Source organism: Nocardioides lacusdianchii, assembly GCF_020102855.1.
GTDB classification, from domain to species: Bacteria; Actinomycetota; Actinomycetes; order Propionibacteriales; family Nocardioidaceae; genus Nocardioides; species Nocardioides lacusdianchii.
Window position 1 is genome coordinate 1 of record NZ_JADHZD010000023.1, and the last position, 23,829, is coordinate 23,829.

Here is a 23,829-nt window from a genome sequence, read left to right on the forward strand (position 1 = left end):
CCGGGGCCTCCTATGCCTGTGGATAGGTCGAGCAGGCCACTCCTGCCCGACAACCCACGTACATGCATGTGAGAGGCCCCGGCCCGCAACCCCCTCACGCCGAGGCGGTCACGTCATACCGTCTGACGCGAAGCCTGTCGCCCACGGCTGCGCTTGGCTACGGTGAGGTCACGTCACCGTGCACGACCGGACGAGAGGTGCCCCGATGAAGATCAACGACGTCATCCACGCCAAGTCGCAGCAGGCCGTGGTGACCATCAGCCCCGACGCCACCGTGCGCGAGCTCGTCGCGCTGCTCGCCGAGCACAACGTCGGCGCCCTCGTGGTGAGCGACGACGGCGAGCGCGTCTCCGGCATCGTCAGCGAGCGCGACGTCGTACGCCGCCTGCACGCCGACGACGCCGTCCTGGACGCCCCAGTGAGCATGATCATGACCGAGGACGTACGCACCTGCGCCGGCACCGACGGCCTCACCGACCTCATGCAGACGATGACCGAGCACCGCATCCGGCACGTCCCGGTGGTGGCCGACGGACGGCTGACCGGCATCATCTCCATCGGTGACGTGGTCAAGAGCCGCATCGGCGAGCTCGAGTTCGAGCGCGACCAGCTCGACCACTACGTCCACCAGACCTGACACCCGACTGATTGGAAACACAGTGAGCCAGAAGCCCGACGTCGACCCGCACATGGGCGAGGTGCCCGCCGACCTCGAGGTCACCGACCTCGTCGAGGGCGACGGCACCGAGGCCACGTCCGGCTCGACCGTCTCGGTCCACTACGTCGGCGTCGCCCACTCCACGGGCGAGGAGTTCGACGCGTCCTACAACCGCGGCACGCCGCTGCAGTTCCGCCTCGGCATCGGCCAGGTCATCTCCGGCTGGGACACCGGCGTGCAGGGCATGAAGGTGGGCGGTCGCCGTCGCCTCGTCATCCCGCCGCACCTCGGCTACGGCGACCGCGGAGCGGGCGGCGTGATCAAGCCCGGCGAGACGCTGATCTTCGTGGTGGACCTGCTCGAGGTCCGCTGACCCCACCCGCGTACGCACCCACGCCGGGCGGCTCCCTCACCCCTGGGCGTCGTGGACCAGGATCGCGACCTGCACCCGGTTCTCCACGCCCAGCTTGGTGAAGAGCCGCCCGACGTGCGTCTTGACCGTCGGCACGCCCATGTAGAGCTCGGCGGCGATGTCGGCGTTGCTCAGCCCGCGCGCGACCCCCTCGGCCACGTCGCGCTCGCGCTCGGTGAGCGCGGCCAGGGCCGCCTGCGCCGAGCGCGCGCGCTCGTGCACCTCCGTCGCCGGGTCGGTGCGCGTCACGGCAGCGATCAGCTGCGCGGTGACGCTCGGGGAGAGCATCGGGTGGCCCGCCGCGACGGTGCGGACGGCCTCGACCAGGCGCGCCGGCGGCGTGTCCTTGAGGAGGAACCCCGCGGCTCCGGCCCGCAGCGCGCGCAGCACCATGTCGTCGGTGTCGAAGGTCGTCAGCACGATGATCTTCAGGTCGGGGTGGTGCGCCAGCAGCTCGGTGGTGGCGCTGAGCCCGTCGCGCACGGGCATGCGGATGTCCATCAGCACCACGTCGGCGTCCGACGCCGGCACCACCCGCAGGGCCTCCTCGCCGTCGCCGGCCTCGGCGACGACCACGAGGTCGGAGTCGCCTCCCAGCATCATGCCGAGCGCGGCGCGCACCATCGGGTCGTCGTCGACGACCGCGAGCCGGACCGGACCGTCGTCGCTGGCTGACCTCACGAGTCCCACGGTATCCACGCCCGCACCGCGTAGCCCCCGGTGGTGTCGGTGCCGTGGCTGATCCGGCCACCGGCCAGCGTCGCCCGCTCCTGCAGGCCCAGCAGTCCCAGCCCCGAGGCCGGCAGCGACGGCGTCACCACCGGGCCGACCGGCGCCGCGTTGCGCACGCCGACGACCAGGCCGTCCTCGGCCGTTCCCGCCACGTCCACGGTCACCGCCGTGCCGGGCGCGTGCTTGCGGGCGTTGGTGAGCGCCTCCTGCACGATCCGGTAGGCGGTGCGGCCGACGCCGGGCGGGACCTCGCCCTCGATGCGACGGGAGAGACGTACGCGCATCCCGCCGGCCGCCTCCTCCGCCACCAGCGCGGCGAGGTCGTCGAGGCCGGGCTGGGGCCGCTCCGGTGCGGCGTCGGCCGGCTGGAGCGGGTCCCGGAGCACGCCGAGGACAGCGCGCAGGTCCGTGAGGGCCCGGTGCGCGTTGTCCTCGATCGACCGGGCGGCACTCGCCTGCTCCTCGGCCGAGAGGTCGGTGCGGAACCCGAGGGCACCGGCGTGCATCGCGACCAGCGAGATGCGGTGGGCCAGCACGTCGTGCATCTCGCGGGCGATCTTCGTGCGCTCGGCCGCCTGCGCCTGGGCGACCCGGGCCCGCTGCTCGCGCTCCGCGGTCAGCGCGCGCTCGCGGTAGGAGTCGACCAGCTGGCGCTGCGAGCCCATCGCGTAGCCCGTCGCGACGAGGATCCCGACGACGAGGGCCCCGAAGGCGATCGAGGCCCACAGCGGCAGCGTGTCCTGGGCGATGCCGATCCGCTCCTGCACGACGCCGGCCAGCACGTTGAGCGGTCCCACCACCGCGACCAGGCGCCACCGCCGGTGCGAGGCGATGGACCCGAGGATCCACGACCCGGGCCCTGCGCTCGAGGCGGAGACGCACGAGAAGACCAGCAGCACACCGGCCACCAGCGCCGGCCTGCGGTGGCGCCAACGGATGAGGACGAAGGAGAGCAGCCCCAGGACCGGGTCGCCGACGAGGAACCACGTCACAGCGGCCTGCGGGGTGCGCTCGCTCGCGCCGACCAGCGGGATCACCCAGACGCTGAGGCTGATGAACAGGGCGAGGGCGTAGCGCCAGGTCGCTGCGAAGCGGCCGGTTCCCCTCTCCATGGACCGAGGCTAGGACACCGCAGGACCACGGCGCGTCCGACCAAGGTGTCGCACCGGGACCGAGGTCGATACCGGGGTCGGACCCCGTCGACCCCTGGGCCCGATGCCCCAGGCACCGGTCACGGCCGAGGGTGGAGCCATGATCACAGTCGAGAACCTCACCAAGCGCTACGGCGGCTTCACCGCCGTCGACGACATCTCCTTCGAGGTGCGCCCCGGGAGCGTCGTCGGCTTCCTCGGCCCCAACGGTGCCGGCAAGTCCACGGCGATGCGGATGATGACCGGCCTGACGCCACCCACGTCGGGCCGGGCCACGATCCTGGGCCAGACCTACCGCGAGCTGCACAACCCGGGCCGCCAGGTCGGCGTCATGCTCGACGCCTCGGCGCAGCACCCCGGCCGTACGGGCCGCGAGGTGCTCCGCGTGGCCGCCGTCTCGGTCGGCGTCTCGAAGTCCCGCGTCGAGGAGGTGCTCGCCCTGGTCGGCCTCACCGACGAGGAGGCGGGCCGCCGGGTGCGCAACTACTCCCTCGGCATGCGCCAGCGGCTCGGCATCGCCGCCGCCCTCCTCGGTGAGCCGCAGGTGCTCGTCCTGGACGAGCCGGCCAACGGCCTCGACCCGCAGGGCATCCACTGGATGCGCGGGCTCCTGCGCCGCTTCGCCGACGGCGGCGGCACGGTGCTGCTGTCGAGCCACCTGCTCCACGAGGTGCAGATCGTCGCCGACGACCTCGTGATGATCGGCCGCGGCCGGATCGTCGCGATGGGCTCGAAGGAGGAGCTGCTGGCTCGGGGCGGCACGACCGTCCAGTCCACCGACGACGCCCGCCTGGCCCGGCTGCTGGAGGCGGCCGACGTACCGGTCTCCCGCACCGGTTCCGGCCTGGTGGTCGACGCCGAGGCACGCGTGGTGGGCGAGCTCGCCGCCCGCGAGTCCGTCGTGCTCCTCGAGCTGCGCTCCGGCGGTTCCGAGGGCCTCGAAGAGATGTTCCTCGGCCTCACGGCCGCCACGTCCCGCGAAGGAGACGCAGCATGAGCACCGACACCACCCGATCCGCTGCCCCCGCCGTCGGTGGAGGCACCGGCGACGCACCCACCGCCACCGCCCTGGAGGGCCGTCCGGGCGTGCCATTCGCCCGGACGTTCCGGGCCGAGCTGCGCAAGATGGTCGACACCCGCGCCGGTCGCTGGATGGTCATCGTGATGGCCGCCGTCAGCGTCCTCATCCTGGCGGGCTTCGTGATCTGGGGTCCCGCCGAGGACGCGTCCTTCCACGGCCTCCTGGAGCTCTCGACGCTGCCGCTGGCGTTGCTGCTGCCGATCATCGGCATCATGGCCGCCACGGCCGAGTGGTCGCAGCGCACCGGGCTGGTCACCTTCGTGCTCGAGCCGCGCCGGGGACGGGTGGTGGTCGCCAAGGCCCTGGCCGCCCTCGTCCTCGCGGCCGTCGTCCTCGCAGCCGCGGTCGCGGCGTCAGCCGTGGCGAACGTCGTCGGTGGCACCGGTGAGTGGGACCTCACCGCCGCGACCGGCGGTGGCCTGACGCTCGCACTGCTGATCTTCACCCTGCAGGGCGTGGCCTTCGGCCTGCTGTTCCTCAACACGCCGGTCGCGATCGTGTCCGTGCTCGTCCTGCCGACCGTGTGGTCGATCGCGTCGATGGCCGTCTCCTCGCTGGAGGACGCCGCACGCTGGCTGAACCTCGACCTGGTGACCCAGCCGCTCTTCGCCGGCGAGATGGCCGGCCGGGACTGGGCGCAGCTCGCCACGTCGAGTGCGGTGTGGGTGCTGCTGCCGTTGGCGGTCGGGACCTACCGCGTCCTCCATCGTGAGGTGAAGTAGCCGGGGGGCCTCACCTCACCCCGGTCGCCACCGACTCCTCACACGAGTCACCAGGGGACGTCGATCTCGACCTCTCCGGTGGCGACCCTGGCCGCCAGCGGTCCCAGCGTGACCACGTCACCCGGGACGAGCTGGCGGCCCCGTCGCGTCTCGACCTCGTCGTTGACCCTCACGGCGCCGTCGGCGATCACCGGCTTGGCCTCCGCGCCCGTCTCGACGAGGTTGGCGAGCTTGAGGAACTGGCCGAGCCGGATCGACTCGTCGCGGATCGGGACGTCGATCGGCACGGGTCGGTCGTCGGCAGCCATGGGCCCAGTCAACCAGTAGACCTAGGGTGGACCACCGTGCGGACACGAACCCTGCTCACCGTCCTGGTCCTGGGGCTGCTGGCCCCCCTGCTCACGCTCGGCGCGCCCACCCAGGCCCGCGAGGCGGCACAGCCCGGTAAGAGCGGGTGCGAGGCGCGCGGCGGCATCGAGGTGTGCTTCACGTCCCCGCCCACGCGGCGCAACGACCCGACCGTGCTGGCCCGGCCCGCCCGGCTCTTCGACACCGCCGGCCCCGGAGACACGATCCGGATCGCCATGTTCCGCTGGGACATCGAGCCACCCACCGACGCGATCCTCGCCGCCCAGCGACGGGGCGCCACCGTGCTCCTCGTCGGCGACGACGACCTGCGGCTCAACAGGCAGGGCCGGCGGCTGATCACCACGCTCGAGGAGCAGGACCCCGGGCGGACCAACGTGACGATCTGCCGGGGTGCCTGCCTGCCCTGGCGCGCCAAGGGCCCCTTCCCGGACAGCCAGAACGTCCAGCACCTGAAGTTCTACGTCACCGACATCGGCGGGGTGCAGTCGTTCATCACGTCCTCGGCCAACCTCGAGGACCGGCAGTACCGGCAGTACAACTCCTTCCTCAAGATCGACGATCCCGGCCTGCACCAGTTCGGCCTCGACTACTTCGCCCGCCTCCAGGCGCAGAGCCTGAAGGTCGACGGGGTGCGCTGGAGCGACCGGCAGAAGGTGTGGCGCAGCGGTGACACGACCGCGGCCGTCTACCCCAGCCGCGACGACCTGCTGCTCTCCACCCTGCGCGACCTCTCCTGCACGCGGGGCGCCCGCGACGTGTCGGCGATGTTCGCGGTGATCCAGCGTGCCGACGTACGCAACCAGCTCGCGCGGCTGTCACGGTCGGGGTGCCGGGTCCGGATCGTCACCTCGCGCAACACCATCGAGAACTGGCTGGAGCAGCCGCTCGCGGCGGGCGACATCCCCGACGCGCGCGTGCGGACGGTGCTGACCCACGACAAGATGCTCGCCGTGCACGCGAAGTTCCGCGGTCGGGCCACGCACCTGGTCGTGACCGGCACGTCCAACACCACGTGCGGCGGCCTGCTCTACAACGACGAGGTGATGCTGCGCATCGTCGGCAACCGGTGGCTGCACGGGCAGTACCTCGCGCACTTCGACGACGCGTACGCCCGCGCGTGGCAGGGCCGCTCGCAGGTCATGCCGGTGATGAAGCCCTGTCGTTGATCAGGGCTGCGGCCGAGGCCCTGCCGGCTCAGTGCACGGCCAGGCTGAGGGCGTGGATGAGCACGCCCACCAGTCCGCCCACGATCGTGCCGTTGATCCGGATGAACTGCAGGTCGCGGCCCACGTGCAGCTCGATGCGGCGCGCGGCCTCCTTGCCGTCCCACCGCTCGATCGTGTGGGTGATCACGGTCGTGAGCTCGGCGCCGTAGCGCTCGACGGCGAAGACCGTCAGGTCGGCCGCCATCCGGTCGAGGCGCTCACGCAGCGCGGCGTCGTCGCGGAGTCGCCCGGCGAACGCGCTCAGCTCGTCGAGCAGGCGCTGCCGCACCGCACCCTGCGGGTCCTGGATCGAGCCGAGCAGCGCCGAGCGCATGGCCTTCCACAGCGAGATCGCGGTCGTGACGACCTGCGGGTGGTCGAGCAGGCGCTCCTTGAGGCCCTCGGTGCGGCGCTGGGTCTCGGCGTCGTTGAGCAGGTCGTGGGCGAGCTGGCCGAGCATCGAGTCCAGCGCCTCGCGGGCCCGGTGGTGCGGGTCGTCGCGGATGTCCTCGAGCCAGGCGAGGGCCTGCACGTGCAAGCGGGAGGTGACCGCGTCGTTGAGCTTGGGCGGGGCCCACCACGGGGCGCGCTCCTCGAGCACCCGCGTGAAGGTCTCGGGATTGTCGACCAGCCAGCTGTGCAGCTCGTCGACGGCGAGGTCGACCAGCCCGTGGTGGAGGTCGTCACGCAGCACCTCCATGAGCGTCGTGCCCAGCAAGGGCGAGATCGGCTCCTCGCGGAAGCGCGGCACGAGTGCCTGCGTGACCAGGTCGGCGACGTGGTCGTCGCGCACCTTGCCCAGCGCGATGGCCGCCACCTCGGCGAACTCGTCGACCACGCGACGGGCGTGTGCCTCCTCGCCGAGCCAGTCACCGACGCGCGCCGAGATCGTCGCGGCGGCGACGCGCTCGCGGATGATGTCCTCCTGCAGGAAGTTCTCCCCCACGAACTCCTCGAGGCCCTTGCCCAGCTCGTCCTTGCGCTTGGGCACCAGCGCGGTGTGCGGGATCGGCAGTCCGAGCGGGTGCTTGAAGAGCGCCGTCACCGCGAACCAGTCGGCGATGGCGCCGACCATCGACGCCTCGGCGCCGGCGTTGACGAAGCCCCAGAACCCATCGCGCCCCAACGTGGCGACGTACACGCAGGCGGCCAGGACGAGCAGCCCGACGGCGACCGTACGCATCTGTCGCAGGCCGCGTCGGCGCGCCTCGTCGGCGCCCGGATCGGGGGTGATGAGGGAGACGCGGGGCTGCGGGGCAGGGGGTGCGGCGGTGGCCTGGTCGGGCATGCGGACCATCCTCCCCGACCGTGCCAGAATGCCGCGCATGCCTCGCACCGTGATCACCTTCGGAACGTTCGACGTGTTCCATGTCGGGCACCTGCGGGTGCTGGAGCGGGCCGCGGCGCTCGGCGACCGCCTCGTCGTCGGCGTCTCCGCCGACGCGCTCAACGAGCGCAAGAAGGGCCGCGCGCCGATCTTCAGCGAGCGCGAGCGCCTCGCCATCGTCGGGGCGCTCAAGGTGGTCGACGAGGTCTTCGTCGAGGAGAGCCTGGAGCAGAAGCGCGACTACATCGTGGAGCACGGCGCGGACGTGCTCGTGATGGGCGACGACTGGGCGGGCAAGTTCGACGAGCTCTCCGACGCCTGCGAGGTCGTCTACCTCGAGCGCACGCCCGCGATCTCCACGACCGCGATCATCGAGCACATCGCCGACCTCTGAGCCGTGCCGGGCGTCCACCGGGCGCGGGGCGCCCGGAGCGTTAGGCTCGTCCACGAGATGACAACCACGAGGGGAACCATGCGCAGAATCGTCACGACCGCAGTGGCCATGGCACTGGTGGGTGGCGCGGCGCTGTCCGCCCCCGCCGTCGCTGCCGACAAGGACCGACGACCGGCCGGCAAGGCCACCACCGCTGTCCAGCAGCAGACCAAGGCGCTCGAGAAGGCTGCCGACAAGGCGCTGGAGCACGGCCTCGGTCTCGCGCCCGGCGCGGTGCCGGAGGTCTCGGACGCCACGGCCCCCGAGACGCTCGCGACCGCGCGTCGGGTGCTGTCGGGCGGCGCGACGCGTCGCGACCCGTCCGCGACGATCGCCCTGCGCGACCTGTTCATGAAGCGCTCGCAGCTGCGGGGCGAGGACCTGCGCGGGGCCAACGCCCTGCTCGCGCGTCCGACCGACGGTGCCGGCGACAACCAGGGCTTCGGCTACACCGTCCCCGAGGCGGCACCCCTGTGCAACACCCGCATGTGCCTGCACTACGTGCCGACCGGCGCCGACGCACCGCCGTCGGTCGACTGGGCAGCCCAGAACCTCGCGACGATGGACTCCGTCTGGTCGACGATCGTCGACGGCCTCGGCTACCGCGCGCCGCTGGGTGACCGCGCCGAGGGCGGCAACGCGCTCTTCGACGTCTACCTCAAGGACCTCGGCACCGGCCTCTACGGCTTCTGCGCCCCCGAGATCCGGGTCAAGAAGCGCACCGCCTCGGGCTACTGCGTGCTCGACAACGACTACGCCCAGGCGCAGTTCCCGTCCGGCACCCCCATCGACAACCTGGCGGTCACCGCCGGGCACGAGTTCTTCCACGCCGTCCAGTTCGCCTACGACTACGCCGAGGACCCGTGGATGATGGAGTCGACGGCGACCTGGATGGAGGAGCGGATCGCCTCGCAGGTCAACGACAACCGGCAGTACTTCCCGACCAGCCAGATCTACGCGCCCTACGTCCCGCTCGACACCTTCAGCCGCACGTCCAGCTACCAGTACGGCAACTGGGTGTTCTGGGAGTACCTCACCAACCAGTACGGGATCGGTCTGGTCAAGAAGGCCTGGAAGCAGGCGGGCTCGCTGAAGTCCGACGGCGGCAAGAGCTCCATCCCGGCGCTGCAGCGGATCCTGCGCGGCAAGGGCGGGCTGACGAAGGTCTACGCGAAGTTCGCGGCCGGCAACCTCATCCCCGCGCTCAACTACCCCGAGGGCGCCGAGTACCCGGCCCCCAGGGTGCGTGGGGCGAAGGCGCTGTCCCGCAACAAGCGCGGGAAGCGCTTCGCCACGCGGATCAATCACCTGTCGTCGGCGTCCTACGTCTACGTCCCCGGCAAGGGCCTCGGGGCGAAGAAGTGGAAGCTCTCCCTCCGGGTCGCCGGGCCGGTCAAGCGCACCTCCCCCGCGGCCGTGGTGGTCACCTACACCACTGACGGCAAGCGCAAGGTCAAGCTCGTCCGCCTCAACCGGGGTGGCGACGGCCGCACCAAGGTGGCCTTCAGCAGCCGCTCGGTGGCCGCGGTGTCGGTGACCCTGGTCAACGCCTCCACGCGCTACCGCTGCAACCAGCGGACGCTGCTGGCCTGCGGCGGTCGTCCGCTCGACGACCGGGGCCGCTTCGCGGTGACGGGTCGCGTCACGAAGCGCTGAGCCTCACACCCTGATCGACAGCAGGGCGTGGAGCGCGGCGACGCACTCCGCGACCAGCTGGGACAACGAGACCGGGCGTTCGCCGGTCGGCACTGCCGACCAGGTGAGCGCCCGGTCCTCTGTGTACGCCCACCACGCGCGTACGACGGCACGCTGGCGCTCCTCGATGCCGAGCGCCTGCACCACCCGGTCGGTGCTGCCCTCGCGCACGGAGTCCATCACCTCGCTCACCCGCGGGTCGGCGACGCCGTGCCCGTGGACGAGCGCGAGGTAGAAGTCGCGGCGCCGCTCGATCTGCTCGACCATCAGCCGGGTCGCCTGCTCCACCTGCTCGGCCCCGGACAGCGCCTCGTCGGGAGCGGTGGTGCGCAGGATGCGCCGACCGGCCGCGGAGATGCAGGCGAGGTAGAAGTCGGTCTTGGTCGGGAAGTAGTGGAAGAGCAACCCGCGCGAGATGCCCGCCTCCCCCGCGATGTCGTCCATCGAGAGGTCCTGGATCGGCGTCTCGACGATCTTGGCCAGCCCGATGCCGACGAGCTGGCGGCGCCGGTCGGGCGCGCTCAGACGCCGGCGTACGGGCGGGGCGACGGGCGCTGCGGATCCTTCGGACACGCTGTTGAGCATTGCTCAACAGTGTGCGAAGGTCAACGTCATGGACTTCTCCCTCTCCCCCCGCGCCGCGGACCTGCGGGCCCGGGTGCACGCCTTCGTCAGCGACGAGATCGAGCCGATCGAGGCCGAGGCGCACCGGCGCATCACCCGGCTGCGCGAGTCGGGCGGCGACAGCTGGACCCCAGACCCGGTGATCGGCGAGCTGCAGGCGAAGGCCCGCGCGCAGGGCCTGTGGAACCTCTTCCTGCCGGCCGCGCACGCCGGTCGCTACGCCGCCGATTTCGGCACCGACGGCGGCGAGGGCCTCTCCAACGTCGACTACGCCGCGGTGGCGGAGGTGATGGGCCGCTCGTTCCTGGCGCCCATCGTCTTCAACTCCAACGCCCCCGACACCGGCAACATGGAGGTGCTCCTCAAGTACGGCACCGACGCCCAGCGCGAGCAGTGGCTCGAGCCGCTCCTGCGCGCGGAGATCCGCAGCGCCTTCTGCATGACCGAGCCCGAGGTGGCGTCCTCCGACGCCACCAACATGGCCGCCACGGCGACGGTCGAGGGCGACGAGGTCGTCATCAACGGTCGCAAGTGGTGGTCCACCGGCGTCGGCAACCCCGACTGCAAGGTCTTCGTCTTCATGGGTCTCTCCGACCCCGATGCCGACCGCCACTCGCGGCACACGATGGTGCTGGTCCCCCGCGACGCCGCCGGGGTGAAGGTCGAGCGGATGCTCACCACGATGGGCTACTACGACGAGCCGCTCGGCCACGGCGAGGTCTCCTTCGACGACGTGCGGGTGCCGCTGTCCAACGTCCTGCTCGGCCCCGGTCGCGCCTTCGAGATCGCACAGGGACGCCTCGGCCCCGGCCGGGTCCACCACTGCATGCGCGCCATCGGCCTCGCCGAACGCGCCCTCGAGCTGGCCTGCGCCCGCGCCGTGTCGCGCACCGCCTTCGGCAAGCCGATCGCCAACCTCGGCGGCAACCGCGAGCGCATCGCCGACGCCCGCATCGCGATCAACCGCTCCCGCCTGCTGGTCATGCACGCCGCGTGGCTGCTCGACCAGGGCATGAGCCGCGAGGCCTACTCCGCGGTCAGCGAGATCAAGGTCGAGGTGCCCAACATGGCGCTCGACGTCATCGACATGGCCATCCAGCTGCACGGCGGCGCAGGCATGTCCGACGACTTCCCCCTCGCCGCGGCGTGGGTCGGCGCGCGGACCCTGCGCCTGGCCGACGGGCCCGACGAGGTGCACCGCAACGTCATCGCCAAGATCGAGCTCGGGAAGCACACCGCATGAGCCGGGTCCTGGTCACGGGTGCCGCCTCCGGCCTCGGCGCGGCTCTCGTCACTGCCTTCCGTGCCCGTGGTGACGAGGTGCTTGCCACCGACCGTGTGGAAGCCGACGGCATCGACCTCGTCCTCGACATCACCTCGGACGACGACTGGGCCGCAGCCCTCGACGCCGTGCGCGCTCGCTGGGGCGGCCTCGACGTGCTGGTCAACAACGCCGGCGTCGCCGGCGGCGGGCGGGTCGACCGCTGCACTCTCGAGGAGTGGCAGTGGATCACCGACATCAACCTCTTCGGCCTGGTCCGCGGCACGCGCACGTTCACGCCGATGCTCAAGGAGCAGGGGTCCGGCCACCTCGTCAACGTCGCCTCGCTCGCCGGCCTCGTGCACCCGGCCGGGATGGGCTCCTACAACGCCACGAAGGCCGCCGTGGTGGCGTTCACCGAGACCTGCGGCCACGAGCTGGCGGCGTACGGCATCCGCGCGAGCGTGGTGTGCCCGTCCTACTTCCGCACCAACCTGATGGACTCCATGCAGGGCTCCGACGAGCTCGTGGGACGTGTGGTGGGCGGACTGGTCGAGCGCTCGCGGGTCACCGCCGACGACATCGCTGCGGCCGTGCTGGCCGGGATGAACGCGGGCGAGGACGTGATCGTTCCCGACGAGGCCGCACGGCAGGCCTACTTCCTCAAGTGGGCCGACCGGCCCGCCTACGACGCCGTCATGCGCGACCAGGCGGCGAAGCTGCTCCTTCGAGACGCCTTGTCCCTCGGCTCCTCAGGAACCGGGGCGCCTGCGGGAGAGGCCGACTCGTGAGCGCCGTGCCCGGCGCCCGCGCGGTGCGCGAGGAGGACGCCTTCGACGTGGCCAGGGTGTCCGCATGGCTGCGCGAGCACGCCGCAACCCCCGAGGGACTGGACGGCGAGCCGTCGGTGCAGCAGTTCACGGGCGGGGCGTCCAACCTGACCTACCTGCTGCGCTTCCCGTCCGGTCGCGACCTCATCGTCCGCCGCGCGCCGAAGGGCACGAAGGCCAGGGGTGCGCACGACATGCACCGCGAGTACGTCATCCAGTCGGCGCTGGCACCGGTCTTCGACTACGTCGCGCCGATGGTCGCCTTCTGCGACGACCCCGACGTGGTCGGCGGCGACTTCTACGCCATGGACCGCATCGCCGGTGTGATCCCCCGCAGCGAGTGGCCGGCCGACGTGCCGCTGTCACCGGAGCAGGCGCGCGCGCTCTGCCTCGACGCTGTCGACGTGCTCGCCGAGCTGCACGGCATCGACCCCGGGGCCGCCGGGCTCTCCGACCTCGGCAAGGGCGCGGGCTACGTCCGCCGCCAGGTCGAGGGCTGGTCGACGCGCTACCGCAACGCCCGCACCGACGACGTGCCCGACCTCGAGCAGGTCATGGCGTGGCTCGACGCGCACCAGCCCGACGACGTGGCCACGTGCGTGATCCACAACGACTTCAAGCTCGACAACCTGGTGCTCGACGCCGACGACGTGACGCGGGTCGTCGGGGTGCTGGACTGGGAGATGGCGACCCTCGGCGACCCGCTGATGGACCTCGCGGGCTCGATGGCCTACTGGGTCCAGGCCGACGACACCGAGGAGTTCCAGATGATGCGGCGGGTGCCCACGCACCTGCCCGGCATGCTGACCCGCGACGAGTTCGTGGCGGCGTACGCCGAGCGCACCGGCAGGTCGGTGAGCCCCGAGCAGTGGCGCTTCTACGAGGTCTTCGGGCTCTTCCGGATGGCCGTCATCGCCCAGCAGATCTACTACCGCTTCTTCCACGGGCAGACGACCAACGAGATGTACGCCCTCTTCGGGCCGGCCGTGCAGATCATCGGGCGCCGGCTCGACGGGCTGATCGCCCGGTGAGCCGCATCCTCCTGGTCCGGCACGGCCAGGCGTCCTTCGGTGCGGCCGACTACGACAACTTGTCGCCGACCGGGCACGAGCAGTCGCGCGTCCTGGGCGCCGCCCTCGCAGCGCGCGGCATCACCGCTGACGTCGTGGTGGCGGGCGAGATGAAGCGGCACGCCCAGACAGCCGACGCGGTCCTCGAGGGTGCGCGCTGGGGCACGCGCGTGGACCTCGACGCCGGGTGGAACGAGTTCGACCACGTCCAGGTGCTCGCGGTCCACGACCAGCCGACGACCGTGGAGGGCGAGTCCGAGAAGGTCGCCTTCCAGCGCTGGTTCACCGAGGCCACGCTCCGCTGGACCTCCGGTGAGCACGACGAGGCCTACGACGAGTCGTTCGGTGCCTTCACCTCCCGAGTGGAGGCCGCCCTCGACCGGCTCGTGGCCGCGCTGCCCCGCAGCGGCACCGCGGTCGTGCTGACCAGCGGCGGCCCGATCGCGTGGGCAGCCGCGTCGTTGCTGGCCGACGGCGACCGGTCCCGCACGGACCTCTGGCTCCGGCTCAACCCGGTGTCGATCAACACCGGCACCTCGACCGTCGTGTGCGGCGCGAGCGGCACGACGCTCGTCACCTTCAACGCCGCCGACCACCTCTCCCCCGACCTGCTCACCTACCGCTGACTCCTCAGGAGACCACCATGTCGACCATCCTCATCACCGGCGCCAGCAGCGGCCTGGGCGCCGAGATGGCCCGCCAGCTCGCCGCCCTCGGCCACGACCTCGCGCTGTGCGCACGGCGTACGGACCGGCTCGACGAGCTCGCCGTCGAGATCACCACCGCCCACCCGCAGGCCCGCGTCGGCATCAAGGCGCTCGACGTCACCGACCACGACGCCGTCTTCCGGGTCTTCGAAGAGTTCCGCGAGGAGCTCGGCGGCATCGACAAGGTCGTGGTCAACGCCGGGCTCGGCAAGGGCCAGCCCCTCGGCACCGGGCGCTTCGACGCGAACCGGGAGACCGCGGAGACCAACTTCATCGGCGCGCTCGCCCAGACCGAGGCCGCGGCCCAGATCTTCCGGGCGCAGAACTCCGGCCACCTGGTGATGGTCTCGAGCTTCTCCGCGCTGCGCGGGATGCCGAAGAACATCACGACGTACGCCGCCACGAAGGCCGCGGTCGCGCACCTCGCCGAGGGCTTCCGCGCCGACGTGCACGGGACCCCGATCAAGGTGACCGTCCTCTACCCGGGCTACATCGTCTCGGAGATGTCCGGCACCTCGGCGAAGACCCCGCTCATGGCCTCGACCGAGAAGGGCGTGCGCGCCATGGTCGAGGCGATCGAGAAGGAGAAGAAGTCCGCCGTCGTGCCGGCCTGGCCCTGGGTGCCGCTCGGGTTCGCCATCAAGCGGGTGCCGGTGGGAGTGCTGCGGAAGATGAGCTAGGCGTCACGCGTCCGGCCGCCGAGCTCCCGCTCGTACTGCAGCAGCTCGGGACAGGGCGCGAAGGTGCTGAGGCTCCGCTCCCCGGTGGGTGTCCACCCCAGGCGCTCGTAGAACCGGCGACCGCGCTCGTTGCCGGTGAAGACGCGCAGCCACGCCCTCGTCACGCCGGCGGAGCGCATCCGTTCGAGGACGGCGTCGTGGGCAGCCTGCGCCGCTCCCGTGCCCCAGCGCTCGAACGCGATGCCGAAGTGCATGAGCTCGTCCCCGCGCAGGGCAGCGCAGCCGATCAGCTCGTCCCCGTCACCGTCCCTGACCACCAGGCACTCGATGTCGGAGGACGCGATCTCCTCGAGCCAGCGACGGGCGATCGCCTCGCGGGGGAAGGGGAACTCGTCCTGGGGGAAGACCGCTGCCAGGCCGATCACCGCCCCTGCCTCCTGGGCCTCGATCACGGCCGGCACGTCGGGTGGCGTCATCGCTCGCAGCGAGACCTGGCGAGTCACGTCGACCTGCCGAGGCTCACCAGGCGGTAGAGGTTGTAGACCAGGTAGGGCTTGTCGAGCGGTTGCTCGAGCACCAGTCGCCGGACGTGCTGCGCGCCCGAGTCCCTGTGCCACCCGCCGATGCTGCACATGTCGTCCCACTCGTCCGGAGTCATCACGACCTCGACGACCCGGGTCGATCCATCGCCATTCGTGAGCACCACGCTGAGACCCTCGGGGTCCCGTTCGGTCACGGACCCGATGGTGGCGAGGACGTCGACCAGGTGGTCCCACCACATGTCGACCCCGCGCTCCATCCGGGAAGGATCGCACAGAGGTCCGGCGTCATCGCTGCCAGAATGGCCGCATGGTCCTGACTGTGTGGGTGGCCGAGTGGGTCCTCGACGAGGACCGGCGCACCCTGCGTGTCGGCGAGACGCTGACGGAGTGGCTGACCTTCACCGACGTCGAGCGACTGCCTCGCGTCCCTCCCGAGTGTGTCCAGTCGATCCGTGGTGTCGCGCGAGCACTCCCGCGCTGGCCGGGGACCGAGGACGGGCATCATCCCGCCTCCATCAGCGTGGACGGCGCGACGCTCTACTGGGACGCACCACGCCCGGTCGACGGCCCGGTGGAGATCACGGGCGTCGTCTCGCTGAACAACATCGACGCACCCGACGGCTTCCCCGTCACGCGCGGTGCCATCCGTCGCGTCCGGATGGAGTGGCAGGCGACAGGCACCGGGACGGACGGGAAGCGCGTCTCCCTTCCGCCGGGCGCGTCGAGCCACTACGAGGACGTGCCTGTCAGCTACCTGCCGGGGTACGACGACGGTCCCGGGCCCGGGTTCCCACTCGATCCTGCGGCCATCTCTGCTCAGGCACTCCGGTGGAGCGGTTGCCTCGTCGACGTCGAGCCGGACGCGCCCGTGGCGTCGACCGGCGAGACGCCCTGAGAGCATCGGCTCCGTGAAGATCGGGCTGATCGGCGACCTGGAGGGCGAGGTCGACGCAGCTGTCGACTGCCTGAGGCTGCTCGGCGAGCGCGGCGACATCGACGTGGCCTGCCAGCTGGGCGACCTCCGGTTCGGCTACGGCCCGGACCCCGAGGGATACCTCGACACCGTCGAGTCGCTGTGCGCCGAATACGGGATCGAGCTGCAGTGCATCACCGGGAACCACGAGAACTGGGACCTGCTCGACGCACTCTGGGCCGAGGCGCGATGGCAGGACGGCGACGGCACCCTGCGGCCGATCGCAGTGCGCGATCACATCTCGATGCTCCCCAGAGGGTTCCGCTGGGAGCTGGGCGGCCGTTCGTTCGTCGCTCTCGGAAGTGCCCCGTCGGTGAACCGCGGGCTGCTGACCGAGGGCGTCGACTGGTGGCCCACCGAGGTGCTCCGGGAGGAGCACGTGCAGGCGACGACCGCGGGCGGCCACGCCGACGTCATGCTGACCCACGACAGCCCTGCCCCGCCCTACTGCACCACCACTGTCGCCGACATCATGGCCGGCAACCCGATGGGCTGGCCCGACGACGTGCTGGCGTACGCCGCCGACGGCATCGACAAGGTCACGCGGGCTGTGCTGGGCGTTCGGCCCAGGCTCCTCGCCCACGGCCACTTCCACGTCGCAGGCGAGGCAGACGTACGGCTTCCGGGTGCCGACCACGACACGACCATCTGGTCGCTGGCGGCTCGCCAGGATCCCGGCAACGTCCGGGTGCTGGACCTGGACACGCTCACCGACGCTGCGGAGAACGCGACGGCGTGATCGGCACGCGCGGTCCGCCCCAGTGGCAGATCCGGACGCTTCACTCCCCCCGCTCCGAGAAAGGGAGGCTCGGGTCGTCGTTGCCGCTGAACTCCGAGACGATGACCGCGTCCCACGCCCGTACGATGCGGGCGGCTTGTGCTCGGTGGAAGCCAGACCAGTGAGCAACACGTTGTTCTGGTAGTCGGAGACGACGAATCGCCAGCGATCGAGATCGTCGACGCGGGACAGCGTCGCCCAGAAGTGCCCCGACAGCTCATCCGGGAAGTGGTCGGCCGGAGGATTTTCCACGTGGTGACTCTACGACGAGCCGGAGCGCGTTCGATCCCAGAGAATCCGCGCCAGGACCAGCTCGGACGTCACCCGCAGAGCGCCTCGCCGTGCTCGACCAACGGTTCCAGGCTCATTCGTCCTTGCGGTCGGGACGGGTCGGGCGACCAGACCTCAACGAAGCTGGTCGACACCCCACGCGTTCCCGTCGTGCGGTTGATCGCGTCGGTGCGCCCGTCGACCTGGACGGAGACGAATCCTTCCTGGCAGGTGAGCAGGACCGAGTCGACAGTCAGCGGCCACCCGCTGCCCACGTCGCGGCGGTGGACCTCGCTCGTCTCACCGGCCTACGTCCTCCTGGCGTAGGTGACCTTGTTGTCGGCGTGGATGGTCATCGCGTAGCGGGAGTCGTGTGCCAGTCGGTGATGTCGCGGGCACAGGAGCCGGCCGTTGGCGAGGTCGGTGAGTCCGGATCGGGACCAGGGGTCGTCGTGGTGGGCGTGGCACCCGGAAGCGGAGGTCTCGCATCCGCGTGCGGTGCAGCCACCGTCGCGCAGCCCGAGCGCGATGCGCTGGGACTTGGTGAAGAGCCGAGCCGCGCGCCCCATGTCCAGGGGCACGGACTTCGAGTCAAGGACGACCGGGATGATCCCGGCCTCGCAGGCCAGGCGCCGCGCCTGGCCCGCGGACATCCGCGACCCTTCGTCCAGCAACGCGGTAGCGGTCTCGCCCAGCAGCTGCTCGATCGTCATGGTGACCACGACGGTGGCGTTGACGCCTGCGGTCTGCGGGGTCGCGTCGACCGGGTAGCGCTCGACGTACTCGATGAGCGCCTCCCCCAGACGGCGGCGCAGCGGCTTCCACTCGCCTGTCTCGTCGCGGAGCTCGTCTTCCGTGTGGCGGGCCGGGTTGGCCAGCGCCAGCAGGTGGCGCTTCAGCATGGCGCCCACGTGGGACGGCACGACGAAGGACCCGCGACAGCGACCCTCCCCGTCGTCCGACATGGTGAAGTCCACCAACGACGCGGCCCGGCGCTCCTCCGCCTCCAGCACGGCTGCCTCGTGCGACTCGCCCACCTCGGGGGCGACCACGTCGAGGATCCGCTTCCCGATCTGCCGCAGCTCCCGGGCGTCGTGCTGGGCGGCCAGGTCGAGGAGCACCGCCTCGGCCCGCTGCCGCGTGTCAGCATCGACGCGGGACGGGAGCGCGTCGACCGCTTCCACCACCACCCGCGCCTGCGCCGCACGCAACCCACCACCCGACAGCGCCGCCCCCACGGCAGGGTGCTGCTCGCAGCCCCGCCCGAGCGCAAGCACTCGTCGGGCCTCGGCCCGGGTCGTACGGGTCTGCACCGCCAGCCACGCCGCCGCATCCCGCAGCCCGTGCGCCTCAGCCACATCATCCGACGCGGCAAGGAGCCGCGCAGTCACGGCATCGAGCTGGGAGCGAACCTCCGTCAACGCCACCAGCGCCACCTGCTTGTCCTCGGTCGTCATGAACGCCGGCTCCACCGACGCCACGCCCTTGAGCGCAGCACCGAGGTCGTCGGCACACTCGATGATCGGATGCACCAGCCACCTCCTCGCACGCACTCACAGTTCACCGCCCTGGTCGGGCGGAGCGGAGAGGCATGACTGGTGGCACCGTTGCCAGGTCGTCACCCGAGAGCCCTGGAGGCACCCCGCCAGCACCACGACGGGTTCTATGGATGACTGTCCCGATCCCGGGATTCCCGTCACCTCAGACGAGGGATCCGTTCCGGACCGGCGTGCTCACGCCATCGTACACCTGTTCGAATACGCATGCAAGCACTTCAGGTGTCTGTCCCGGACGACTCCCCCGGCGCCTCACGGTCGACAGGCATGCACTGGCCCAGCGTGATCGCCTTGTACTTCGCGAACTCGGGCGAGGACCGTGCGGCCTCGGGATAGGCCCCGGCATCCAGCGCCGCGTAGTAGCGGACCGCCCCGACCAGCTGGCGCGCCTCCGTGGACCCGTCGTCCTGCGCCTCGGCCAGTGGCACCGCAGCCTCGAAGTGCTCCACTGTCCCGTCGTAGTCACCGAGGTTGAAGGCATCGATGCCGGTCCGCACCTCCTCGCACGCCTGGCTGTCGACAACAGGGACGTCGGGCGCAGGTGCGGCCTGACCGGCACCCGGGTCACTCCCGCTCGGCTCGCCGACGGTGGTGCAGCCGGCCGAGAGCGCGACGACGGCGACCGCGGTCGCCACGACTCCTGCCCTCACCCGCTCGAGGCTAGCCCGCCGCGCGAAGCGGGTCCGCCAGCAGCAGCCGCGTCCACAGGTCGCCCAGGCGCCTGGCGTAGGTGTCGGCCGACCAACCGCGCGCCATCGTGAGGGCGTAGTGCTCCGGGGAGTTGGTCGTCCACAGCAGGTCGGCGACCTCGTCATCGTCGAGGTCGTCCCTCAGGTCGCCCGTGGCACGCAGGTCGACGGCGAGCTTCAGCATGTTGGCCCGACGACGCTCACCGATGCTGTCGCGCAGCTCCGCGCAGTCCGGCTCGGTCAGGGCTGCCTGCGCCAGCGAGTCGAAGAGCGGCGCGACCCGCGGCATCACGCGGCCCAGCGCGTCGGCGTACGTCTCGAGCTTGGCGCGCGCCCCCTCGGCGGCCAGCACCGCCTGCACGTAGTCACGCTGCTCGGCGACCACGGGCTCGCCCGTGCCGGCGAGCGCCATGTCGATCACCGCCAGCAGGAGCTGCGGCTTGCGACCGACGCTGCGGTAGACGGTGTCGACGTTGACGCCGGCGCTCGTTGCGATCCCGGCGACAGCGGTCGCCGCGTAGCCCCGCTCGACGAAGTGCTCGCGCGCGGCGCGCAGCACCGCGGTCCGCGTCGCCGCCGCCTGCTCGGCACGGCGCCCGGAGCGGTAGGACCTCTTGACCTGTTCGACCACGAGTCGTAGCGTACATTCATCCGAAGTCGCTTCGGGTGAATCGAGGTCGTGTCATGACGGACTCCACCACCGCCACGGGCGTCGTCGTACGCCGTCCCGGCGAGGGCCCTGCGACCTGGGCGATGGGCTCGCTCTTCGAGCACCTCGTCGGCGCTGCGGAGACCAGTGGCCGGCTCGGCGTCTCCCTCGTGACGCAGCCGCCCGGCATCGCCACTCCCCTGCACCGCCACACCCGGGAGGCAGAGGCCTTCCTCGTCCTCGAGGGACGGGTGAGCTACCGCGCGGGCGAGGAGACCCACGAGCTGGACGACGGATGCTTCATCTGGCTGCCGCAGTCGGTGCCGCACGCCTTCCGCATCCGCGGGACGTCGCCGGCGCGGTTCGTCGCGTTCACCGCCCCGGGCGGGCTGATGGGTCTCTACGACGAGGTCGGCATCCCGGCGCTTGAGCGGCGCCTCCCGGGCGAGGACGGACTGCCGCCAGAGGTCGAGCTGCCGAGGTGGGCCGAGGTCGGTCCGCGCTACGGGCTGGAAGTCGTGGGGCCGGGCATCCCCGAGTAGGGCTTCCCCCTCCGAACTGGAGCCTCACCCCCGAAGCTTCGGGGGTGAGGCTCCAGGATCCCCGGGTACCCGGGGATCGCGACCGTGGAGCCAGACCTCAGCCCGTCGGCGGCTCTGGCTCGCGGGTGATGTGCATGGCGGCCTCCTCGGCCGAGGCGCCGGCGCCGTCGATGCCGACGTCGAGGGCGACCTCCTGCTTGTCGACGTCCTCGCCCAGACCCTCGTCGGGCTGGACCAGACGGCCGCTGCGCTCGTCCGCCTCGTCGAGGCCGAGCTGCTCGTCGAGGGCGTTCTCGTCCTCGCGGTCGGTGGTGTCCTCGGCCTCGGCCTCGGCGTACGGGTCGGGCTCGGGCTCCTCCTCGGCGAGCTTCTCGTCGAGGGACTCGCCCTGGAGGCGCTCGGCCTCGGTCGGGTAGTCCTCATAGCCCTTGGGGGCCCGGTCCGGCGGCGAGTAGCCGCGGTCCAGCACGTCCTCGAGGTCGCCGTCGTCCAGCGTGTCCCCGGGCTGCAGCTGGTCCTCGTCGTCGACCGACATGTCGCCGTAGATTTCGCGATCTTCGCTCATGCCTCCTGCCTACCGGCCGAGGCCCGGCGGGACAAGGGCCGAGGGTCCCCAGCAGGTCCGCAGGGGTGGGACTCAGCCCAGCTCGCGCTCCAGCGCGTCGGTGAGCAGCGCGACCAGCGCCTCGGTCTGGATGTTGGCCGAGGACGAGACCTCCTCGTCGGAGCCGTCGAGCGCCCGCGCCGCGAGCCCGGCCTTGGAGTCGATGAGCTCCGCGATCCGGGTGTCGATGGTCTGCGCGGCGATGATCCGCCACGCCGTGACCGGGTCGCTCTGGCCGATGCGGTGCACGCGGTCGATGGCCTGGGTCTGCTCGGCATCGGTCCACGACAGCTCGGCCAGCACCACGTTGGACGCGACCTGGAGGTTGACGCCCACGCCGGCAGCGGCGAGCGAGCAGACGATGACCTGCACGTCGGGGTCGTTGACGAACGACTCGATCGCGCGCTCGCGCGCCTTGGGCGACTGGTCGCCACGGATCGAGGCGTGCTTGAGCCCGCGCCGGGTGAAGGTCTCCTCGGCGATGTCCATGACGTCGACGTGGCGGGCGAAGAAGACCACCTTGCCGACGTTGCGCGCCAGCTGGGCGGCGTAGTCGGCGGCGAGGCCGGCCTTCGCGCGGCCGATCCGGCGGAACATCGAGAAGACGTTCTCCCCGCCCGTGCCGGAGTCCATCTCCTCGCGCTCCCACGTCGCGACGCGGCGTACGAGCTCGTGGTCGATGCCGTCGACGACGGAGCCCGTACGCCGGGTCTCGAGCGCAGCCTTGTAGCGCTGGACGAGCCTGCGGGCGAGCTCCTGCTCCGCTCCACGGATCGAGCGGGTGTCCTCGTCGTCGAGCTCGACGGGGATGTCGGCGATGCGGCGGGCCGGGATGTCCGAGGCGACGTCGACCTTGCGACGACGCACGATGCCCTGGTCGATGACGGCCTTGCGCGCCGCGGGGTAGAACGGCGGGTCCGCCGGCGTCAGGTCGGTCTCCTCGAGCGCCTCCATCAGCCGGGCCATCGGCATCGTGTCGTCGATCCAGCCCAGGAACTGCCAGATCGCGCGGAAGTCCTCGATGTCGTTGATCAGCGGGGTGCCGGTGAGCGCCATCAGCAGCGGGCGGGCGGTGCGCGCGCGCAGCCGCTCGGACAGCTCGAGCACGTGGCGCGAGCGCTGCGAGGTCTTGTTCTTGATGAAGTGGGCCTCGTCGACGACCATCCCGCGGAAGCCGAAGTCACCGAGCCAGCCGACGTGGCGGTCGAGGATCTCGTAGTTGACGATGATGACGTCGGCGAAGGCGTCGACACGGTCGCCATCGCCGTGGATCACGGTGGCGCGGCGGCGCGGGGTCCAGCGCTCGGTCTCGCGCGCCCAGTTGGTCTTGACGACGTTGGGGCACACGACGAGCAGCGGGAAGGCGTCGGCGGCCTGCGCGGCGAGGAGCGCCTGCGCGGTCTTGCCGAGGCCGGGCTCGTCGGCGAGCAGGAAGGTGCGGTGGCCCTCGGCGGCCGAGGCGATGAGCCGGGCCTGGTGGGGCATCAGCTCGAGCTTGCCGGGAGCGTTGAGGGAGGTGGCCTCGGGCAGGTCCATGCACGAGGAGGCGCCGCCGAGCTCGAAGGAGCGGAACAGCGGGCCGAGCAGCTCCCACGTCGCCAGCCGCCCGTGCACGCGACGGCGCTCGCGGCCGATGCCGAAGTCGGGCACGAGGAACGGGTTGGCGAGCTGGTGCTGCACGACCGACTGCGGGACGACGCGGCGCTCACCGAGGCCGGGGCCGGCCTCGTCGTCGGGCTTGGGCTCCTCGGGGACGACCTCGACCCCGGCTTTGCGCAGCATCTCCAGGCGCAGGTCACGGGCGCTGTCGGTGACGACCGCGTCCTCCGAGAGCAGCGCGAAGAGCGAGGGGTCGCGGGTGGCGGTCTTGGCCAGGATCGTCGCGATGCCGTCGAGGCGCTTGAGCTCGTCGGCCTTCTGGGCGTCGGTCAGCTCGGACGAGGCGCGTACGTCGCCACGGTGCTCGCGCACCAGCAGCGCGACCACCTGGAACCGCACCCGCTGCCCCGGGGCGAGCGGGCCGCGCTGGACGGCGGACTCGAGCTCGCGCACGGCGCGCGCCAGCACGGGGACGATGCCCTCGTTGTCCTTGTGACGGGCATGCGCAGGGGTGCGACGACCGCCGCGTGAGCGCTGGCGCTGGGCCAAGGGGTCCTCCCGGACTTGGGTACGCGTCGCAGCAAGGGCGAGCCCGGCTGCGGCTCTGCCCGCACGCCACGGCGTGGAGGTGTGGAGCGGGCGTCAGGTGCGCGGTGGCCGGCGGATCGGG

General features: G+C 71.5%; 27 protein-coding genes and 1 pseudogene. 15 read left to right on the plus strand and 13 right to left on the minus strand.

The genetic code is table 11. The features are described 5' to 3' along the window. Positions 1 to 205 precede the first annotated feature (205 nt). Entirely contained in the window at positions 206 to 637 is a 432-nt protein-coding gene (locus tag IRX98_RS20550; RefSeq protein ID WP_224279969.1) for a CBS domain-containing protein, read from the plus strand. Between the two features lie 52 nt (positions 638 to 689). Then, complete coding sequence (locus tag IRX98_RS20555) at positions 690 to 1,031, plus strand: FKBP-type peptidyl-prolyl cis-trans isomerase (protein ID WP_224280093.1); 342 nt, start codon at positions 690 to 692, stop codon at positions 1,029 to 1,031. Positions 1,032 to 1,067: 36 nt separating this feature from the next. On the opposite strand, the gene IRX98_RS20560 is transcribed toward IRX98_RS20555, so the two are convergent. Continuing rightward, positions 1,068 to 1,751 carry a response regulator transcription factor gene (locus tag IRX98_RS20560; RefSeq protein ID WP_224279971.1) on the minus strand — a complete coding sequence of 228 codons (684 nt, stop codon included), beginning with the start codon at positions 1,749 to 1,751 and terminating at the stop codon, positions 1,068 to 1,070. Further along, positions 1,748 to 2,914, minus strand: a complete 1,167-nt coding sequence (locus IRX98_RS20565; protein WP_224279973.1) for a sensor histidine kinase — start codon at positions 2,912 to 2,914, stop codon at positions 1,748 to 1,750. The genes IRX98_RS20560 and IRX98_RS20565 overlap by 4 nt, the downstream gene beginning before the upstream one ends. Before the next feature lie 139 nt (positions 2,915 to 3,053). Here IRX98_RS20565 and IRX98_RS20570 point away from each other — a divergent pair, with 139 nt between their 5' ends. Next, positions 3,054 to 3,950, plus strand: a complete 897-nt coding sequence (locus IRX98_RS20570) for an ABC transporter ATP-binding protein (protein WP_224279975.1) — start codon at positions 3,054 to 3,056, stop codon at positions 3,948 to 3,950. Continuing rightward, the gene (locus tag IRX98_RS20575) at positions 3,947 to 4,756 is read left to right on the plus strand and encodes a hypothetical protein (protein WP_224279977.1); all 810 of its coding nucleotides are present in this window, start codon (positions 3,947 to 3,949) and stop codon (positions 4,754 to 4,756) included. Before IRX98_RS20570 ends, IRX98_RS20575 begins: the two co-directional genes overlap by 4 nt. Before the next feature lie 47 nt (positions 4,757 to 4,803). On the opposite strand, the gene IRX98_RS20580 is transcribed toward IRX98_RS20575, so the two are convergent. Then, on the minus strand, positions 4,804 to 5,064 hold the full coding sequence (locus IRX98_RS20580) for an RNA-binding S4 domain-containing protein (RefSeq protein WP_224279979.1): 261 nt from the start codon (positions 5,062 to 5,064) through the stop codon (positions 4,804 to 4,806). A 36-nt stretch (positions 5,065 to 5,100) separates the two neighbouring features. Between IRX98_RS20580 and IRX98_RS23680 the strand changes: the two genes are divergently transcribed. Continuing rightward, entirely contained in the window at positions 5,101 to 6,291 is a 1,191-nt protein-coding gene (locus IRX98_RS23680) for a phospholipase D-like domain-containing protein (RefSeq protein ID WP_224279982.1), read from the plus strand. A 28-nt stretch (positions 6,292 to 6,319) separates the two neighbouring features. On the opposite strand, the gene IRX98_RS20590 is transcribed toward IRX98_RS23680, so the two are convergent. After that, complete coding sequence (locus IRX98_RS20590) at positions 6,320 to 7,618, minus strand: DUF445 domain-containing protein (protein WP_224279984.1); 1,299 nt, start codon at positions 7,616 to 7,618, stop codon at positions 6,320 to 6,322. Between the two features lie 37 nt (positions 7,619 to 7,655). Between IRX98_RS20590 and IRX98_RS20595 the strand changes: the two genes are divergently transcribed. Both IRX98_RS20595 and IRX98_RS20600 read left to right on the plus strand, forming a co-directional pair. Beyond that, positions 7,656 to 8,051, plus strand: a complete 396-nt coding sequence (locus tag IRX98_RS20595) for an FAD synthase family protein (RefSeq protein WP_207084559.1) — start codon at positions 7,656 to 7,658, stop codon at positions 8,049 to 8,051. Positions 8,052 to 8,129: 78 nt separating this feature from the next. Continuing rightward, positions 8,130 to 9,746, plus strand: coding sequence for an MXAN_6640 family putative metalloprotease (locus IRX98_RS20600; RefSeq protein ID WP_224279986.1), 1,617 nt, complete (start codon positions 8,130 to 8,132; stop codon positions 9,744 to 9,746). A 3-nt stretch (positions 9,747 to 9,749) separates the two neighbouring features. Here the strand turns inward: IRX98_RS20600 and IRX98_RS20605 are convergent, their stop codons facing one another. Further along, on the minus strand, positions 9,750 to 10,358 hold the full coding sequence (locus IRX98_RS20605) for a TetR/AcrR family transcriptional regulator (RefSeq protein ID WP_224279988.1): 609 nt from the start codon (positions 10,356 to 10,358) through the stop codon (positions 9,750 to 9,752). Positions 10,359 to 10,398: 40 nt separating this feature from the next. Between IRX98_RS20605 and IRX98_RS20610 the strand changes: the two genes are divergently transcribed. The 5 genes from IRX98_RS20610 to IRX98_RS20630 are packed head-to-tail and all read left to right on the plus strand — an operon-like array spanning position 10,399 to position 14,957. Further along, complete coding sequence (locus tag IRX98_RS20610) at positions 10,399 to 11,652, plus strand: acyl-CoA dehydrogenase family protein (protein WP_224279991.1); 1,254 nt, start codon at positions 10,399 to 10,401, stop codon at positions 11,650 to 11,652. Beyond that, positions 11,649 to 12,461, plus strand: a complete 813-nt coding sequence (locus IRX98_RS20615; RefSeq protein WP_224279993.1) for an SDR family NAD(P)-dependent oxidoreductase — start codon at positions 11,649 to 11,651, stop codon at positions 12,459 to 12,461. The genes IRX98_RS20610 and IRX98_RS20615 overlap by 4 nt, the downstream gene beginning before the upstream one ends. Continuing rightward, complete coding sequence (locus tag IRX98_RS20620) at positions 12,458 to 13,531, plus strand: phosphotransferase family protein (protein WP_224279995.1); 1,074 nt, start codon at positions 12,458 to 12,460, stop codon at positions 13,529 to 13,531. Before IRX98_RS20615 ends, IRX98_RS20620 begins: the two co-directional genes overlap by 4 nt. Next, on the plus strand, positions 13,528 to 14,196 hold the full coding sequence (locus tag IRX98_RS20625) for a histidine phosphatase family protein (RefSeq protein ID WP_224279997.1): 669 nt from the start codon (positions 13,528 to 13,530) through the stop codon (positions 14,194 to 14,196). The genes IRX98_RS20620 and IRX98_RS20625 overlap by 4 nt, the downstream gene beginning before the upstream one ends. Before the next feature lie 17 nt (positions 14,197 to 14,213). After that, positions 14,214 to 14,957: an SDR family oxidoreductase gene (locus tag IRX98_RS20630; protein ID WP_224279999.1), complete on the plus strand. Its 744-nt coding sequence runs from the start codon at positions 14,214 to 14,216 to the stop codon at positions 14,955 to 14,957. Here IRX98_RS20630 and IRX98_RS20635 read toward each other — a convergent pair. Both IRX98_RS20635 and IRX98_RS20640 read right to left on the minus strand, forming a co-directional pair. After that, positions 14,954 to 15,433, minus strand: coding sequence for a GNAT family N-acetyltransferase (locus IRX98_RS20635; RefSeq protein ID WP_224280001.1), 480 nt, complete (start codon positions 15,431 to 15,433; stop codon positions 14,954 to 14,956). The genes IRX98_RS20630 and IRX98_RS20635 overlap by 4 nt on opposite strands. A 23-nt stretch (positions 15,434 to 15,456) precedes the next feature. Continuing rightward, positions 15,457 to 15,756 carry a hypothetical protein gene (locus IRX98_RS20640; protein ID WP_224280003.1) on the minus strand — a complete coding sequence of 100 codons (300 nt, stop codon included), beginning with the start codon at positions 15,754 to 15,756 and terminating at the stop codon, positions 15,457 to 15,459. 50 nt (positions 15,757 to 15,806) lie between these two features. On the opposite strand from IRX98_RS20640, the gene IRX98_RS20645 reads away from it, so the two are divergent. Both IRX98_RS20645 and IRX98_RS20650 read left to right on the plus strand, forming a co-directional pair. Next, entirely contained in the window at positions 15,807 to 16,394 is a 588-nt protein-coding gene (locus IRX98_RS20645; protein ID WP_224280005.1) for a hypothetical protein, read from the plus strand. A gap of 13 nt (positions 16,395 to 16,407) precedes the next feature. Further along, positions 16,408 to 17,211 carry a metallophosphoesterase gene (locus IRX98_RS20650; RefSeq protein ID WP_224280007.1) on the plus strand — a complete coding sequence of 268 codons (804 nt, stop codon included), beginning with the start codon at positions 16,408 to 16,410 and terminating at the stop codon, positions 17,209 to 17,211. Positions 17,212 to 17,570: 359 nt separating this feature from the next. On the opposite strand, the pseudogene IRX98_RS23800 reads toward IRX98_RS20650, so the two are convergent. From IRX98_RS23800 to IRX98_RS20670, 4 genes and pseudogenes are all read right to left on the minus strand, one after another. Next, positions 17,571 to 17,798, minus strand: a pseudogene (locus IRX98_RS23800) (DUF2511 domain-containing protein); the annotation flags it as partial. 30 nt (positions 17,799 to 17,828) lie between these two features. Continuing rightward, positions 17,829 to 19,052 carry an HNH endonuclease signature motif containing protein gene (locus IRX98_RS20660; RefSeq protein WP_224280011.1) on the minus strand — a complete coding sequence of 408 codons (1,224 nt, stop codon included), beginning with the start codon at positions 19,050 to 19,052 and terminating at the stop codon, positions 17,829 to 17,831. Between the two features lie 242 nt (positions 19,053 to 19,294). Continuing rightward, complete coding sequence (locus tag IRX98_RS20665) at positions 19,295 to 19,726, minus strand: hypothetical protein (protein ID WP_224280013.1); 432 nt, start codon at positions 19,724 to 19,726, stop codon at positions 19,295 to 19,297. A 10-nt stretch (positions 19,727 to 19,736) separates the two neighbouring features. Then, positions 19,737 to 20,396: a TetR/AcrR family transcriptional regulator gene (locus tag IRX98_RS20670; RefSeq protein WP_224280015.1), complete on the minus strand. Its 660-nt coding sequence runs from the start codon at positions 20,394 to 20,396 to the stop codon at positions 19,737 to 19,739. Positions 20,397 to 20,449: 53 nt separating this feature from the next. Here IRX98_RS20670 and IRX98_RS20675 point away from each other — a divergent pair, with 53 nt between their 5' ends. Then, positions 20,450 to 20,956, plus strand: a complete 507-nt coding sequence (locus IRX98_RS20675; RefSeq protein ID WP_224280017.1) for a cupin domain-containing protein — start codon at positions 20,450 to 20,452, stop codon at positions 20,954 to 20,956. Between the two features lie 97 nt (positions 20,957 to 21,053). Here the strand turns inward: IRX98_RS20675 and IRX98_RS20680 are convergent, their stop codons facing one another. After that, positions 21,054 to 21,521 carry a DUF5709 domain-containing protein gene (locus IRX98_RS20680; RefSeq protein WP_224280019.1) on the minus strand — a complete coding sequence of 156 codons (468 nt, stop codon included), beginning with the start codon at positions 21,519 to 21,521 and terminating at the stop codon, positions 21,054 to 21,056. Positions 21,522 to 21,593: 72 nt separating this feature from the next. Then, the gene (locus IRX98_RS20685; protein ID WP_224280021.1) at positions 21,594 to 23,708 is read right to left on the minus strand and encodes a DEAD/DEAH box helicase; all 2,115 of its coding nucleotides are present in this window, start codon (positions 23,706 to 23,708) and stop codon (positions 21,594 to 21,596) included. Between the last annotated feature and the right edge of the window lie 121 nt (positions 23,709 to 23,829).